The organism is Nevskia sp., from assembly GCF_023266035.1.
Taxonomy (GTDB): domain Bacteria; phylum Pseudomonadota; class Gammaproteobacteria; order Nevskiales; family Nevskiaceae; genus Nevskia.
The window spans coordinates 1-14,155 of sequence record NZ_JAHFRY010000012.1 but is presented as its reverse complement, the minus strand read 5'-3'; the positions used below and the strand labels follow the sequence as shown (position 1 = coordinate 14,155).

Here is a 14,155-nt window from a genome sequence, read left to right as displayed (position 1 = left end):
ATGATGTCAGCGCGGTATCAGCGGCAGTTTCAGCGGCGCAGCGACGCGCCCGGATACTCGGCCGGAATCAGGATCGGCAGTTCGATGCCGGTCGCCACGGCGTCATAGGGGTTCGGCGCGGAGAGCAGGCTGCCGTCCAGCGATGAACCGAACGCCGGCAGCGTAGTGCCCAGCGCCACATTGACGACATTGGTCAGGTTCGGGGCGCTGGTTGCGCTGAGGATCGCTGCGTACTGCACCTGCTGCTCGTAGAACAGCAGGCCAACCTCGTCACCATCCAGCAACTGCTCACCGATCGCCGGCAGCTCGATGATGCTGTTCTGGTGGCCACGATTGAAGGTGTGCAGGCCTTCGACGAATGGCGTGATCTGATCATCGACGAGGATCAGCGAACCATTGCGACGGATGCCGACACCGACCAGGGCGATAGCTGCACGCGGCAGCACGTTGGGCCCACCGACGACGCTGATCGAACTCATACGAGGCACGCCGGCCAGCACTCGGCCGCTGCCTGCGATCGTGGTCACCGGCACGAAGGTCGGTGCGCTGGACAGCACCGCGCCAACGTTGACCGTCGCCGTTTCCAGTCGCGCCGGCACGCCGCCGGCACCGGTCTGCGAGCCGACCGGCATGGCATCGAGCGCCAAGCCTGCGGGCGTGCCACCGGGCTGGCCGGCGACCGTATCCGCCACCGAAATGCAGACTTTCGGAATGCCGTCGAAGGCGGCGGAGTCGACGCCCTTCAGCCAGCGGTCGTACCAGGCGAGGATGCTGTCGAGGCCGATCACCGTGCCGCAGTTGGCGGTGCCTTCAATCTGGTTGGCGAGCGGATTCATATGCCCGCCTTCGGTCGACAGCAGGCGCACATCGGCGCCCGTCGCCGCGAAGTAGTCGGCGTTGCGCTTGGCTTCGGTGAGGTTGAACAACACGTCGCGATTGCCCTGCAGGAACAGCGCCGGCACCCGCCGCAAGGTTGCACTCGTTTCACCGAAACCCCAGGGCTGGCCAGCCGCCTGCTGAGTCTCGAAGTAGCGCGTGCTGTGGCTGTAGAAGAACGGATTGACCTCGGCCTCCTCGATCGTCCGCGGCTGCGTCAACGGCCGGCCGAGGGCGGCAACCAGATCGTCGCGGGTACGCACCGTCGACGCGAACAGGTTCTGCACGCCCACCTGATTGCACAAAGCCGCGACGATCGGCGTGTTCTCGACACCACCGGTGGCGCCGAGCAGACACAGCAGGCCATCGAAGCCCAGCTTCACGCCATCACCGGGCAGCAGGCTGTACAGCAGATTGTTCCAGGTGCCGTTCGGCACGATGGTGTCGATGCGCGGATCGAGCGCGGCAAGCGTCATCTGGTAGCCGCCACCATAGCTGTAGCCGATGGTGCCGACCTTCAGATCGCGGTCGATACCGGTGCCGGTCTCGGTCTGGAAGTTGTAGGCCGCGGCGTTGTCGTAAGCCCAGTCGAGGATGCGCCGCAGATCCTGGATTTCCAGCGCCGGATCGATGATCCGCGCCTTGGTGTTGGCAGCGGATTCGCCGTGACCGCGCTGATCGACACTGATCACCGCATAGCCATGGCGCGGCAAGGCCTGGGTCAGCGCGTCGATCGACGGGAAGTGCGGGTCACCGGTCGGCAGGCTGCCGGTCGCCGCCAGGGTGCGCAGCCGCTTGCCGCCGTAGCCGTGGCTGTGCAGCACCAGCGGATAACCGGCGCCCGGGCAGCGCTCGGGCAGCAGCACGGTGAAGTAAATCGTCGAGGTCGGCGTCGGGTGGGTCGAAGGATCGGAATCCGACGGGCTGTTGACGACCAGAGAACGGTCGAAGGCCCCGGCCGGCAGCGGATTGCTGCACGCGACCACCGGCGGCGGAGTGCCGGGGTCGACAGGATCGGTCGCCGACGAACTCTTGCTGTTGCAGGCGGACAGCAACAGCAACAGGCCTGGCAACAGCGCCCGCATCAACTTGTTCATGACTCGCTCCTCGATCGAATTTTTCTGGTTGTGCTGCGGAGTTTAGGGAATTCGCCGCCAACGATGCGGGCCATTCCGTCAGACCGCCGGCAGACCACCACCAGCATTTATCGACCACCCCTGGAGCGCTTGAATTCGCGCAAGCACTCATGCGAGCTTGTTTCCAGCGATGTCACGATCGCGATTACTAGAAAACTGCGGAGGTAGATCGCAGCGGCGGAATTCCGTGCCATCCCGATCGGGAGGCACAGACAAACACTCGGGGAGACAAACCAATGACGACTTTACTCAGAACAGCGCTGGCGATGCTCGCCTGCACAGCGGTCATGCCAGCCATGGCAGCGACTTACACGGTGACCAAGACCGACGATACTTTCGACGGTGTCTGCAACAGCGATTGTTCGCTACGCGAAGCAGTACAGGCCGCGAACCTGCATCCCGGTGCCGATCTGATCCGCTTGCCGGCAGGCCGGTATGTACTGAGCTTGGGCACTGCCGGCGTGGGCGACGAGCAGGACAACTCGGTGGGCGATCTCGACGTCGGCGGCGCACTCGACATTGCCGGAGCCGCTCGCGACACCACGATCATCGACGGCGGCTACCGTGACCGCGTGTTGGAGATTCTTTCTGGCGCCAGTTTCAGAGCCACGAGCCTGACGATTACAAAAGGAGCCAATTCAAGTGCCCCGAACGGCGGCGGCAACATTCTCAATGCCGGCACGGCGATGCTGCGCAACACTAGAATTACTGCAGATTTTTTGATCTCGAATGCAACACGCGGTGGTGGCATCGCCAACCAAGGCACGATGACACTGGAGAACTGCCTGATCGAGAATGTCAATTCTTCAAGCTCAGGCGGAGGACTGTTCAACTCCGGAACGCTGTTCCTGCGGCGCAGCGAAGTCCGCGCCAACGGAAGCAGATCCGGTGGCGGCCTATACAACGCGGGCAGCGCCTACATCGAGCAATCGCTGTTTTCTAGCAACAGCGCTAGTCAGTACTCCGGCGGCTTTGCCATTTACAACGTAGGCGTGTTGGAGGCCAGCAGTTCAACCATCTCTGGAAACTTCAACAAGATCGCTGAAGATTTTGCCTTCGACCTTGTTGGTGCCGTGGCCAACTTCGGCACCATGAACCTGTCGTTCGTCACCATCACCAACAACATCGGCGGAGGCCTGTACAACTCAGGAACAGTTTCGCTGTATGGATCGTTGATGTCCGGCAATCTTTCCGCTCATTTGATGCGGGAACCGCCTGATGAAGATGAACCGCCGTACGATCTGGATATTCCGCCTGAAGTCTCGAACACCGATTGCGTGAACGACGGCAGCTATACGTCGCAGAACACCATCGTCAGTCTCTCGAACTATTTCTGTCCGGGGCAATATCAGATCGACAGCAACTCGATCGGAACACTGATCGAACCCCTGCGTCTCGGCGGCGGCGTGACCGCCACCCATAAGCCGCGCCGCGGCAGCTTGCTCGTCGATGCGATCGATCCGTCGTCAGCAACCGACGCCTGCGCAGCCGTCGACCAGCGCGGCGCACGCCGCCCACCGAACGATGACGGCCGTCGTGGTCTGCGCTGCGATATTGGCGCCTACGAGCTACTTCAATAGCGCCAACGAGACCGGGACGGCCACAGTGCCAGCCCGGTCTCGTCACGTTGGCCGCTAGCGCAGCTGCTTCCAGAAGAAGGTGTAGGCCAGCGCATTCATGTAGGCCTGCTGCTGGTTGTTCGCCGCGCCGCCGTGGCCGCCTTCGATGTTTTCGTAGTACAGGAAATCATGGCCCTGCTCGGCCATGCGAGCGGCCATCTTGCGGGCGTGGCCGGGGTGTACGCGGTCGTCGCGGGTCGAGGTGGTGAACAGCACTCTCGGGTACTTCGCGTCCTTCTTGAGGTTCTGGTACGGCGAGTATTTCGAGATCCAGGCCCATTCCTCGGGAATGTCCGGATTGCCGTATTCGCCCATCCACGACGCACCGGCGAGCAGCTGGTTGTAGCGGCGCATGTCGAGCAGCGGCACCTGGCAGACCACGGCGCCGAACAGGTCCGGACGCTGAGTCAGCATCACGCCCATCAGCAGGCCGCCGTTGGAACCGCCCTGGATGCCGAGATGCCTGGGGCTGGTCAGCCTGCGCTTGCTCAGGTCTTCGGCGATGGCGATGAAATCGTCGTAAGCACGCTGGCGGTTCGCCTTCAGCGCCGCCTGATGCCAAGCCGGGCCAAACTCGCCGCCGCCGCGGATATTGGCCAGCACATAGACGCCGCCGCGCTCCAGCCAGGCCGCGCCCATGCCGGCGCTGTAGCCCGGCTGCATCGACACTTCGAAACCGCCATAGCCGTAGAGCAGCGTGGGATTGTTGCCGTCGAGCTTGAGGCCCTTCTTCGACACCTGGAAATACGGCACCTTGGTGCCGTCCTTCGACTTCACCTCGTGCTGGCTGATCTCCAGTCCTTGGGCATCGAAGTAGCTCGGCAAGGCTTTCAGCTTGTCGCTGCCCGGCTTGCCGAGTGCGGCGTAGTGCAGGCTGGTCGGGGTCAGGAAATCGGTGATGGTCAACCAGTAGTCATTGGACTCGTCATCGTCGACAGCCGAGACCCCGAGCGCACCAAAGGCGGGCGCGTCGATTGCCGTGCGCGTCCAGATGCCATCGACCTGCTTCAGCTCGTAGAGCTTGCTGCGGACGTTGTCGAGTTCGTTGACGATCAGCGCGGACTTCAGCTTGGCGAGGCCGCTCAGCGATTTGCGCGACCCCGGCGTGTACAGACTGGCAAACGCGCGCTTGCCGCCGAGGAAATCGGCGAGACCGATGACCAGCAGCGAACCACCGGGATAGGTCTTGCCGCCGATCGCCCAATCGCTGCGCAGCTCGACGGTCAGCTGGTCCTGCCACAAGCCAACCTGGGCGTCCTCCGGCACCTCCAGACGCTTGAATTCACCGTCGACCCGCAGCCAGCTTTCGCCGCTGTAGAAGGTGGTGGCACGGCGCATCAGCTCATGATGATGGCCGCCGGAATCGACGACCATGGCGCCGCTTGCGACGTCTTCCCTGGCGCCAGCGAACACCTGCACCGCATCGGCCAGCGGCGTGCCGCGCTGCCATTCGCGAACGATGCGTGGATAGCCGCTGTCGGTCAGCGAGCCGGCACCGAAATCGGTGGCAACGAGCACCCGGTCGCGATCGGCCCAGACGACGTCGGACTTCGCTTCCGGCAGCTGGAAACCGTCGGCAACGAAGCTCTTTTTGCTGATATCGAACTCGCGGATCACCACGGCATCGCCGCCGCCGCGTGACAGACTGAGCAGGCAGCGGTCGTTGTCCGGATGCACGCAGGACGCGCCCTTCCAGACCCAGTTCTCTTGCTCGGTGGCGGCCAGCGCATCGAGATCGAGCACCGTTTCCCAGGCCGGTTCCGGCTTGCGATATTCGGCCAGGCTGGTACGCCGCCAGACGCCACGCACCTGCTTCGCGTCGCGCCAGAAGTTGTAGTAAAGCGGGCCGATCTTGGTGACGAACGGGATGCGCGTGTTCGAGTCGTAGATCTTCAGCAGCCGCTCGTGGATCGGCTTGAAATCGGCCGAGGCTTCCAGCTCTTTCTGCGAGACCGCATTGCGGGCGCGGACCCAGTCCAGCGCCTGATCGCCATCGACGTTTTCCAGCCAGAGGTAGGGATCGTCGCCTGCCGTTTCCGCCGCCGTGCTGGCCGTGATGCCGCTACCGAACAAGGTCAAAGCCATCACCGCTCCTGTCAGCCACTGATTCATCCGATCGACTCCAGCCCGTGATTGGCCTGCGGGCTATATCGCGCAGGAGTCTGACGCCAAGCTCGCTGAAACGTTCCGGAATCGCTCGTGAAGCGCAGCGGCGGCAGCGCTCCCCGAGTGGCGCGGGATTTCAGCGCCGATAGGCGCTGACGAAACTCCAGATCACGCCGGTGGCCTTGAGGTCCTGGCTGGTGACGTACTGCGCGCTGGTCAGGCCGCCGGACCAGGCGTGGCCGCCGCCGGTGATCGTGTACAGCCGGTTCTCGAGCGTGCCGCCATTGCAGCCGGTGTAGCGCGTCAGCTGCGCCGTGGTGCCGTCGGCGGCGCGGTCCGGAAGCGAGCTGGCCAGGACGCCACCGCAGCCCTGCTTGCTGTTCCAGTAGGCCATCGTCGACAGCGCCGACTTCATGTTGAAGGCGCCATCGTAGGGAACGATGGTGTCGGCGGTGCCAAGCAGATAAACCTTGGCGCGGGGCTTGGTTGGCGCGCAGACATTGGCCAGGCCGGTGCGCAGGGTTGCGGCATTGATGCCGAACGCGACGATCTTGTCCGACAACTCGCAGGCCAGTCGCTCGGCCATGAAACCGCCGTTCGAATAGCCGCCCGCGTAGACGCGGCTGGCATCGACACCTTGTGTGACCAGCGTATCGATCAGCGCCGAGATGAATAGCGTGTCGTCCTTGTTGCTGGTGCTCGGATCATCCTTCCAGGTGCCGCCGATCGCGGCCGGCAGCACGGCCCAGAAGCCCTGGGTCTGCACGTAGTCGGCCACTTCGGTCAGGTTTGCCATGTTCTCCGGCGTCACGCCGTTGGCATGCAGCAGCAGCAGCACCGGCGCGCCTGCAGGCGCCGGGTTGGGCCGCACGATGATGTAACGGCGGCTGACGCCGGCTACCTTGATCGTCGCCGCAACGGCCGTAGTGCCGGAGGTGGTTTGCACGTAGGTGCCATTGAGCAGCGTCCAGACCCGCTTCAGGCTGCCACTGAGCGTCTGATAACCGCTGATGGGATCGATGCTGCCGGACACGGCGGTGGCCTTGGCGGCCGCCGCGGCAGCATTCCAGGACAGGGCCAGCAGCAGTCCCGCAACGCAGCGACCCAACCAGGCTGAGTAGTATTTTTTCACGGCTTGCTCTTTTATTAACGAGAAATCTCGTGACGACTTTGCGACCGCCGCCGGCCCTTCGCAATCGAACCGCGATGGGCGGCGCCGGCCTCGCGACAGCCGCGAAAATCATTGAGAAGCGCGCCGTATTTGCGTCGCTCAGCGCAGCACCACCAGCGCAACACCGAGCATGGCCAGCGCGATTCCGGCGTACTGCCGAGACCGCACGCGCTCGTGCAGGAACAGCACCGCGAACAGCACGATGAACACGGCCGCCGTCTCGTTGAGCACCGCCGATACCGAAGCGCTCGTGTACTTGTAGCCGGCCAGCCACAGCAGCATCGACAGATAGCTGCCGGCAATCGAACCGGCGATCACCTGCGGCCAGTGACGCACGCTGCGGAACTCGGCGATCACCGCCGGCCCGTTGCGACGCCAGGCCACGATCAGCGCCATGCCGATCAGGCCACCGATCAGGCGCAGCCAGACCACCCAGAGGAAATCGTGCAGTGCCAGCATCGGCTTGGCGATGACGATGCCGATCGCCATCAGCAGTACCGACAGCACGCCGATCGCGGTGCCGACTCTCAGGCTGCGGGTGTCGATCGCGCTGCGCGTCGGATCGCGGCTCCAGGTCACCAGCACCACGCCGAGCAATATCAGCGACGCGCCCAGCCATTGCGGCCCGCGCAGATGCTCGCCGAGGAACAGGGCCGACAGGCCGATCACGAATGGCGAGTACAAGGTCTGCGCGACCGCCATGCGGCTGGCGCCGATCTGGTTCAGCGCACGCAGGTAGTAGGTATCGCCAAGGCAGATGCCGAGCCAGCCGGACAGCAGGATCAGCAGCAGCGACAAGGGCGGCAGCGCCGGCACGGCGGGCGACACGAACAGCACGGTCAGGCCGAGCAGGCTCGCCGCCAGCGTGTTCTTGAACAGGTTCAGCGCGAACGGGCTCAAGGATTCGCCGGCCTTCTTGAACAGCACGACCGCAATCGCCCAGACCAGCGCGCAGCTCAGGGAATAGAACTCGCCGATGCCGAAGTTCATCGTCTGGCTACGGCATTCATGCGCGGGAAACCTGCGGCCGCCAGCAAACGGCCGCTATCTCAGGCCGGCGTCACTACCGACACCGGAAAGCCCATCGTGAAGCGCGCCACCTTGACGCAGGCCACAACCTTGCCTTGGCTCAAGTCCGGGAACAGCGTGCTGTCGAACGACCAGTCCAGCAGCTTCGCGAACTGCAGCTTGCCGCTCGCCGAAGGTGCATAGACGAACTGCTGGCCACCGTGCAGCTGCGCCAACTGCAGCAGGGCATTGGGCACGATCGCGGTCGAGAACGGCCACTTCAGCTTGCCGGGCTTGAAGGTGAAGCTGGCGAACGGCTTGCCGTCGAGGCGGGTATCGAAGCGATCGATGCCATCAACGCCATAGCGGTAGTCGAAGCTGGCCACGTCCTTCGGAATGCCCCAGTTGCGGCGACCGTTGACCACCGATTCCATGCTCGACACATAGATGCGGGTGATCGATTGGTAATTCTTTTTCTTGGGCCCACCCTTGAACGGAAACTTGCCCGGGATGTACAGCAACTCTCGGTACGGGCCGACTGCGGAATCCTCGTAGTCGACCAGCATCACCGTCGCGTACTTGCCACTGCGCTTGCCGCGCAGTTCCTGCGGCACGTGGCGCGGATCGTCGAGCACCGTCGACGGCAGCTTGACCATCAGGATGTAGCCGCTGCCGGTCAGCGACCAGGGTGCCGGCGCCAGCGGGACGGTCGGCAAATCGCGGTCAGGGGTGAGCAGGATGGACATGATGCGGATTCAGGTTGAACTGCGCGGGCCGCCGCCGAGCAGACGCGCCGGCAACATCAGCACGGCGCGCAGCAGCGCGAACAGAGCTTCGAAAGTGATGCCGACCAGCCGGAACGGCAGCGCGATCAGCCAGAACAGCGGGTACAGCACCAGGGCCAGCAGCGCGAGCGGCCAGCACAGCACGAACAGCAGCAGCCAGAGCAGGAGCTTGATCATCGGATCAAAGTCTCAGGCCCGGTGAGGCTTCAGGCCGCGACTTCGGCAACGCTCGGCTCGCGCATCTGGGCGTTGGCGGTTTCCCGCGCCGCCGCCACCAAAGCTAGGCGAGCGACCACGCCGTAAGCGTAGAAGCGGTTCGGCGAGGCGTCCGGGTTCTGCGCGGTGTCCGGGCAGTTGCAGGGTTCGGCGAACGCCAGCGGCTGGAAGCTGGCACCGGGCGCGTTGAGATTCTCGATGTTCGAACGGCCGCCGTGCACACGGTAGAAGCCGCCGACCACATGGCGATCGATCATGTAGACCACCGGCTCGGCGGTCGATTGCTCATCACCCCAGCGCTCGAAGGTGTAGACGCCTTCCTGGATGATCGCGCCGGTGACTTCGTTGCCTTCCTTGGCCGAAGCCATCTTCTTGCGCGCGTCACGATTCATGTTGCGGATCTCGTCGGCGCTGCGCACAGTCATCACGCCCATGCCGTAGGTGCCGGCGTCAGCCTTGACGATCACGAACGGCTCGTCCTTGACGCCGTACTCACGGTACTTCTCGGCGATGTCTTCGAGCAGCAGTTCGACGTTCGAGGCCAGACAGTCCTCGCCTTCTCGCGTCTTGAAGTTGATCTGACCACAGTTGCGGAACAGCGGATCGACCCACCAGGGATCGATGCCGAGCAGCTTGCCGAACTCGGCCGCCACTTCGCGGTAGATGCCGAAGTGCTGGGTCTTCAGGCGCGTGTTCCAGCCCACGCCGAGCGGCGGGATCACCGGCTGGGCGATCTGGTCGAGAATCGGCGGCCGGCCGGCCGACAGGTCGTTGTTGAGCACCACGACACAGGGCCGGAAATCACCGACATAGACCTGATCGCCGTCGCGATGGATCGGTTCCAGATGCAGGGTGCGGCCGGAATCCAGTGTGATGGTCTCCGGTTCATTCAGATCGCTGCGCAGCGAGCCAAGACGCACCGTATAGCCAGCCTTCTGGATCAGCCCCTGCAAGGCGGCAACGTTTTCCAGATAGAAGCGATTGCGGGTGTGGTTCTCGGGCACCAGCAGCACGTCGCAGGCGGTCGACATCACCCGATCGAGCGCCGATTGGATCGCCTGCACGCACAGCGATTCGAACGCCGGGTTCAGATTGTTGAAGCCGCCGGGAAACAGGTTGGTATCGACCGGCGCCAGCTTGAAGCCGGCGTTGCGCAGATCCACCGAACAGTAGAACGGCGGCGGCGTGGTCGCCCATTGATTGCGGAACCAGCGTTCGATCTCGGCCGCGCGCTCGAGCAGCAGGCTTTCGAAACGCAACAGGGGCGCCGTCTGGGCGGTGGTCAGGTTGGGAACGGCGTGGTGCGAGAGCGAAGGCATGACGGCATCTGCCGGCTGGCGCGAGGGTGCGCGCGGGAGACGTAGCGTAACCGATCGTTAACATCGTCCAGACCTCTAATCCTTCACTTCGCGCGGCGGCCGCGAGCGCTGTCGCCATGGCCGGGCTCTTGAACGATCGGCGCTCGCCCCCAAGCCATTGAGCGACGCCTTGACAGGTTTTCGACATCCCGCCGCCGCTTTCGGAAAACGATGGAATACAAGGATTACTACAAGATTCTGGGCGTGCCGCGTACCGCCAGCGAGGCCGAGATCAAGCGCGCCTATCGCAAGCTGGCGCGCGAATTCCATCCGGACCGTAACCAGGCCAAGGACGCCGAGGATCGCTTCAAGGCCGCCAATGAAGCCAACGAAGTGCTCGGCGACCCAAAAAAGCGCGCCGCCTACGACCAGCTGGGTCCCAACTGGCAGAACGGTCAGCGCTTCACGCCGCCCCCCGGCTGGGGCGGTGGTGGCCGTGGCGGCATGGGCGGTGGCGCCGGCGGTGGCGATTTCTCCGATTTCTTCTCGACGCTGTTCGGCGGCGCCGGTGGCGCGGGCGGCGGCTTCGATCAGGGCGGCGGCTTCGGCGGGCCACCGCGCGATCAGCAGGCCTCGCTGTCGATCGCACTCGAAGATTCCTACAGCGGCGCCACCCGCAACATCTCGATCGGCAATCGCACGCTGAATGTGCGCATCCCGAAGGGCGTGGCCTCCGGCCAGACCATTCGCCTGCCCGGCCAGGCGCCGCGTGGCGGCGACCTGCTGCTGGATGTGACGTTCTCGCCGCATCCGCTGTTCAAGCCGGAGGGTCGCGATCTGCACATGAACCTGAACGTGGCGCCCTGGGAAGCCGCGCTCGGCAAGGCGGTGCCGGTGCAGACGCTCGGCGGCACCGTCGAGTTGAACCTGCCACCGGGCACGTTGTCTGGACGACGCCTGCGCCTGAAAGGACGCGGCCTGCCCGGCAGTCCGGACGGCGATCAGTTCGTCACCATCCAGGTGCAGACACCGGCACCGGAAACCGATGCCCAGCGACAGGTTTACGAGCAGATGCAGGCGCAATTCCCGAACTTCGACCCTCGCACACGGGGCACATCGTGAAAATCGGGGGCGACTTGCGGCGCGCTACGCGGCACAATGACGGTTTGCCGTTGCCAGCTCCGGGTTCAGCCCGCGCAGCGCTCGGCAATGACAGGGTTTATGGACGGGGCCTGAGCACGATGGCACGCGACACCTTCAGCAAGTTACTGGCGACGACGCCGGCCGCGAGCCCGCTATCGTTCGCGCTGAATACGAAGCGCTGCCTGCCGCTGATCCTGGGCCCCGGCCCGGACGCCCTGGAAGGCACCGACCCGGCCGATGCCGCCGCGTTCCATCGCTGGATCCTGCGCAAGCTGCGCGTCGCCAATGCCGATTTCGCCGCGGGCGGCTACGGTGAGGATCGCGCGCTGTACCGGATGAGCGATCTCTACGGCACCGGCTCGGAAGAACCACGCACCGTGCATCTCGGCGTCGACCTGTGGATTTCGGCCGGCACCGTGGTGCACGCGGTGCTGCCGGGGGTCGTTCATTCGACGCGCGACAACAAGGAATTCGGCGACTACGGCCCGACCCTGATCCTCGAACACGAGCTGCAGGGCATCCGCTTCCACACGCTGTACGGGCATCTGTCGCGGCAGTCGCTGCAGTTGTCGCCGCGTGGCCGCAAGGTCGGCATCGGCGAACCGCTGGGCTGGCTCGGTCAGCCGCACGAGAACGTCGGCTGGGCGCCGCATCTGCACTTCCAGATCATCCGCGAACTCGATGGCCGCGAAGGCGACTATCCAGGCGTCTGCCGAGCCTCGGAAAAAGCCACCTGGATGGCCCGCTGCCCGGATCCGAATCTGCTGCTGCGCATCGATGCGCTGAAGAAGCCGGTGCGCCGGCCACGGGTTGCCGCCGCTGCGCCGAAGCCGGTGGTCGAGGCGCCGAAGCGTCCTCGGCGCGCCTCGTCCGGTGTCAGTAGAACCTAGATCGCAGCTCGCCGCCCTGCCCAGGGCTGCGCCTGTTCCAGCTGTGAAGCGAGCCTGATCAGCAGCCCTTCACCGCCGGTGGCGGCAACGAACTGCACACCCAGCGGCATGCCGTCGGCGAAGCTCGCCAGCGGCACCGACATGCTCGGCGTGAAAGTCAGGTTCGACAGCTGCGTGAACGACACGCGGCCCAGGCTCTTGGCGGCGATCCTGTCGACCACGCCGCTGTCCAGCAGGCGCCGGGCAAGGCCGAGCTTGAGCACCGCACGCAAGCCGATCCTTTCCGCCAACGGCGTGTCCTGCGCACCGATGCCCGCTGCCGGCTGCGCTACGGTGGGCGTCAGATACAGATCGAAACGGCTGTGGAAGCGGCCCATCGCGCGCATGAAATCATTCCAGCGCTGACGACTGGCCACGTACTCGCCAGCGGTCAGGCTGCGGCCGAATGCGGCCAGCACGCGAGTATCGAGTTCGAACGCGCTTTCTTCCGCACCGCTCAGTTCGCGGGCGTGGTCGACGGTCGCCGCGGTCTGGCCGTAATACATGGTCAGGTAGCAGTGGGCGAGCGCCTCGCCGTCGATCTCGGGCGCGGCTTCCTCGACGTGATGGCCGAGGCTTTCCAGCAGCTTCGCGGTCTCGTGCACAGCGCGGACGCAGTCGAGATCGACCGGCTGGTTGATCGGCGATGCGGTCGAAAAACCGATCCGCAGCCTTCCCGGATCGCGACCGACTTCCTCGGCATACGGCCGCTCGGGCCCGGCGATGCGGAACGGGCTGCCTTCATCGGCACCGTGAATGGCATCGAGCATCCGCGCCGAATCACGCACCGTGTGGCTCAGCACGTGCTCGCTGGAAGCGCCTTCCCAGAACTCGTCGTGGCTCGGCCCCGGCGGCACCCGACCCCGGCCGGGACGGAGACCGAACAGGCCGCAGTACGAAGCCGGAATGCGGATCGAGCCACCGCCATCGGAAGCACTGGCTGCCGGCACGATGCCGGCTGCGACAGCCGCAGCGGCGCCGCCGGACGAACCGCCCGGCGTGCGCGACAGATTCCAGGGATTGCGGGTAGCGCCGAACAGCAGCGATTCGGTGCAGCCCTTCAGCGCCAGCTCGGGCGTGGTGGTCTTGCCGAAGCTGACCAGGCCGGCGCGCTCGAAACGCAACACGATTTCGGAGCTGACTTCCGGGCACCAATCCTTCAGCACACGGCTGCCGGCGCTGGTCGGCACGCCGGCCACATTCTGGGCGATGTCCTTGATCAGGAACGGTACGCCGGCAAACGGGCCACTCAGCGGACCGTTGGCGCGCCGCCGGGCGGCGTCGATCATCGGCGCGCAGAAGGCGTTGATCTTCGGGTTGACCGCATCGAGACGGGCAAGCGCGGCATCCAGCAACTCGCCGGCACCCAGCTCGCGCCGAGCGACCAGTTCGGCGAGGCCGGTGGCGTCGTACGCCGGATATTCCTTGAACATGATGGGAAGAAAAGTGGTTGTGCGATCGGCGGGAAATGCCGCCGCGATCTGCGGAAGATGCCGCAGCGATCAGCGAAAGATGAAGTAGACGGCGCCACACATGCACAAACCGGCCCACAGGAAATCGAGCTTCAGCGGCTGCTTCATCACCAGCAGGGCGAACGGCATGAACACCAGCAGCGTGATGACCTCCTGCAGGATCTTCAGCTGCGCGAGGCTCAAGGTACCGAAGCCGATGCGGTTGGCCGGCACCATCAGCGAGTACTCGAACAACGCGATGCCCCAGCTGGACAGGATCGCGATCCACAGCGGCTTGTCGCCGAGCGTCTTCAGGTGGCCGTACCAGGCCCAGGTCATGAACAGATTCGACAGCAGCAGCAGGCCGGCAGTCTGAGCGACAACGGAAAAATTCATGAGACGTCCGTGACTGGAAAC

12 protein-coding genes are annotated in these 14,155 nt (G+C 64.6%); 3 read left to right on the top strand and 9 right to left on the bottom strand.

Translation table 11 applies throughout. The features are described from left to right. Positions 1–29: 29 nt before the first annotated feature. Entirely contained in the window at positions 30–1,973 is a 1,944-nt protein-coding gene (locus Q0D45_RS02725; RefSeq protein WP_293388151.1) for a CocE/NonD family hydrolase, read from the bottom strand. Between the two features lie 275 nt (positions 1,974–2,248). On the opposite strand from Q0D45_RS02725, the gene Q0D45_RS02720 reads away from it, so the two are divergent. Continuing rightward, positions 2,249–3,592 (top strand): choice-of-anchor Q domain-containing protein, encoded by a 1,344-nt coding sequence (locus tag Q0D45_RS02720; RefSeq protein ID WP_293388148.1) that lies wholly within the window; start codon positions 2,249–2,251, stop codon positions 3,590–3,592. 54 nt (positions 3,593–3,646) lie between these two features. Here the strand turns inward: Q0D45_RS02720 and Q0D45_RS02715 are convergent, their stop codons facing one another. The 6 genes from Q0D45_RS02715 to gshA all read right to left on the bottom strand — a co-directional run bounded on the left by Q0D45_RS02715 (position 3,647) and on the right by gshA (position 10,236). Next, positions 3,647–5,743, bottom strand: a complete 2,097-nt coding sequence (locus Q0D45_RS02715; protein WP_293388145.1) for a prolyl oligopeptidase family serine peptidase — start codon at positions 5,741–5,743, stop codon at positions 3,647–3,649. 130 nt (positions 5,744–5,873) lie between these two features. Continuing rightward, on the bottom strand, positions 5,874–6,869 hold the full coding sequence (locus Q0D45_RS02710) for a hypothetical protein (protein WP_293388142.1): 996 nt from the start codon (positions 6,867–6,869) through the stop codon (positions 5,874–5,876). Positions 6,870–7,007: 138 nt separating this feature from the next. After that, positions 7,008–7,898, bottom strand: a complete 891-nt coding sequence (locus Q0D45_RS02705) for a DMT family transporter (RefSeq protein ID WP_293388139.1) — start codon at positions 7,896–7,898, stop codon at positions 7,008–7,010. 59 nt (positions 7,899–7,957) lie between these two features. Continuing rightward, complete coding sequence (locus Q0D45_RS02700) at positions 7,958–8,662, bottom strand: acetoacetate decarboxylase family protein (RefSeq protein ID WP_293388136.1); 705 nt, start codon at positions 8,660–8,662, stop codon at positions 7,958–7,960. A 9-nt stretch (positions 8,663–8,671) separates the two neighbouring features. Then, positions 8,672–8,878 (bottom strand): hypothetical protein, encoded by a 207-nt coding sequence (locus tag Q0D45_RS02695; protein WP_293388133.1) that lies wholly within the window; start codon positions 8,876–8,878, stop codon positions 8,672–8,674. A gap of 29 nt (positions 8,879–8,907) precedes the next feature. Continuing rightward, on the bottom strand, positions 8,908–10,236 hold the full coding sequence (gene gshA, locus Q0D45_RS02690) for a glutamate--cysteine ligase (protein WP_293388130.1): 1,329 nt from the start codon (positions 10,234–10,236) through the stop codon (positions 8,908–8,910). Between the two features lie 210 nt (positions 10,237–10,446). Between gshA and Q0D45_RS02685 the strand changes: the two genes are divergently transcribed. Both Q0D45_RS02685 and Q0D45_RS02680 read left to right on the top strand, forming a co-directional pair. Further along, the gene (locus Q0D45_RS02685; RefSeq protein ID WP_293388127.1) at positions 10,447–11,337 is read left to right on the top strand and encodes a DnaJ C-terminal domain-containing protein; all 891 of its coding nucleotides are present in this window, start codon (positions 10,447–10,449) and stop codon (positions 11,335–11,337) included. A gap of 119 nt (positions 11,338–11,456) precedes the next feature. Beyond that, the gene (locus tag Q0D45_RS02680) at positions 11,457–12,248 is read left to right on the top strand and encodes a peptidoglycan DD-metalloendopeptidase family protein (protein ID WP_293388124.1); all 792 of its coding nucleotides are present in this window, start codon (positions 11,457–11,459) and stop codon (positions 12,246–12,248) included. Here Q0D45_RS02680 and Q0D45_RS02675 read toward each other — a convergent pair. Both Q0D45_RS02675 and Q0D45_RS02670 read right to left on the bottom strand, forming a co-directional pair. Further along, entirely contained in the window at positions 12,245–13,720 is a 1,476-nt protein-coding gene (locus Q0D45_RS02675; RefSeq protein ID WP_293388121.1) for an amidase, read from the bottom strand. The two genes, Q0D45_RS02680 and Q0D45_RS02675, sit on opposite strands and share 4 nt — an antisense overlap. Before the next feature lie 69 nt (positions 13,721–13,789). Beyond that, on the bottom strand, positions 13,790–14,134 hold the full coding sequence (locus Q0D45_RS02670) for a DMT family protein (RefSeq protein ID WP_293388119.1): 345 nt from the start codon (positions 14,132–14,134) through the stop codon (positions 13,790–13,792). Positions 14,135–14,155 lie beyond the last annotated feature (21 nt).

What these genes read in the sequence shown, in the direction of transcription:
- Q0D45_RS02725 (WP_293388151.1), bottom strand. Translation starts at nt 1,973, where the DNA reads ATGAACAAGTTGATGCGGGCGCTGTTGCCAGGCCTGTTGCTGTTGCTG.
- Q0D45_RS02720 (WP_293388148.1), top strand. Translation starts at nt 2,249, where the DNA reads ATGACGACTTTACTCAGAACAGCGCTGGCGATGCTCGCCTGCACAGCG.
- Q0D45_RS02715 (WP_293388145.1), bottom strand. Translation starts at nt 5,743, where the DNA reads ATGAATCAGTGGCTGACAGGAGCGGTGATGGCTTTGACCTTGTTCGGT.
- Q0D45_RS02705 (WP_293388139.1), bottom strand. Translation starts at nt 7,898, where the DNA reads ATGAACTTCGGCATCGGCGAGTTCTATTCCCTGAGCTGCGCGCTGGTC.
- Q0D45_RS02700 (WP_293388136.1), bottom strand. Translation starts at nt 8,662, where the DNA reads ATGTCCATCCTGCTCACCCCTGACCGCGATTTGCCGACCGTCCCGCTG.
- Q0D45_RS02695 (WP_293388133.1), bottom strand. Translation starts at nt 8,878, where the DNA reads ATGATCAAGCTCCTGCTCTGGCTGCTGCTGTTCGTGCTGTGCTGGCCG.
- gshA (WP_293388130.1), bottom strand. Translation starts at nt 10,236, where the DNA reads ATGCCTTCGCTCTCGCACCACGCCGTTCCCAACCTGACCACCGCCCAG.
- Q0D45_RS02685 (WP_293388127.1), top strand. Translation starts at nt 10,447, where the DNA reads ATGGAATACAAGGATTACTACAAGATTCTGGGCGTGCCGCGTACCGCC.
- Q0D45_RS02680 (WP_293388124.1), top strand. Translation starts at nt 11,457, where the DNA reads ATGGCACGCGACACCTTCAGCAAGTTACTGGCGACGACGCCGGCCGCG.
- Q0D45_RS02675 (WP_293388121.1), bottom strand. Translation starts at nt 13,720, where the DNA reads ATGTTCAAGGAATATCCGGCGTACGACGCCACCGGCCTCGCCGAACTG.
- Q0D45_RS02670 (WP_293388119.1), bottom strand. Translation starts at nt 14,134, where the DNA reads ATGAATTTTTCCGTTGTCGCTCAGACTGCCGGCCTGCTGCTGCTGTCG.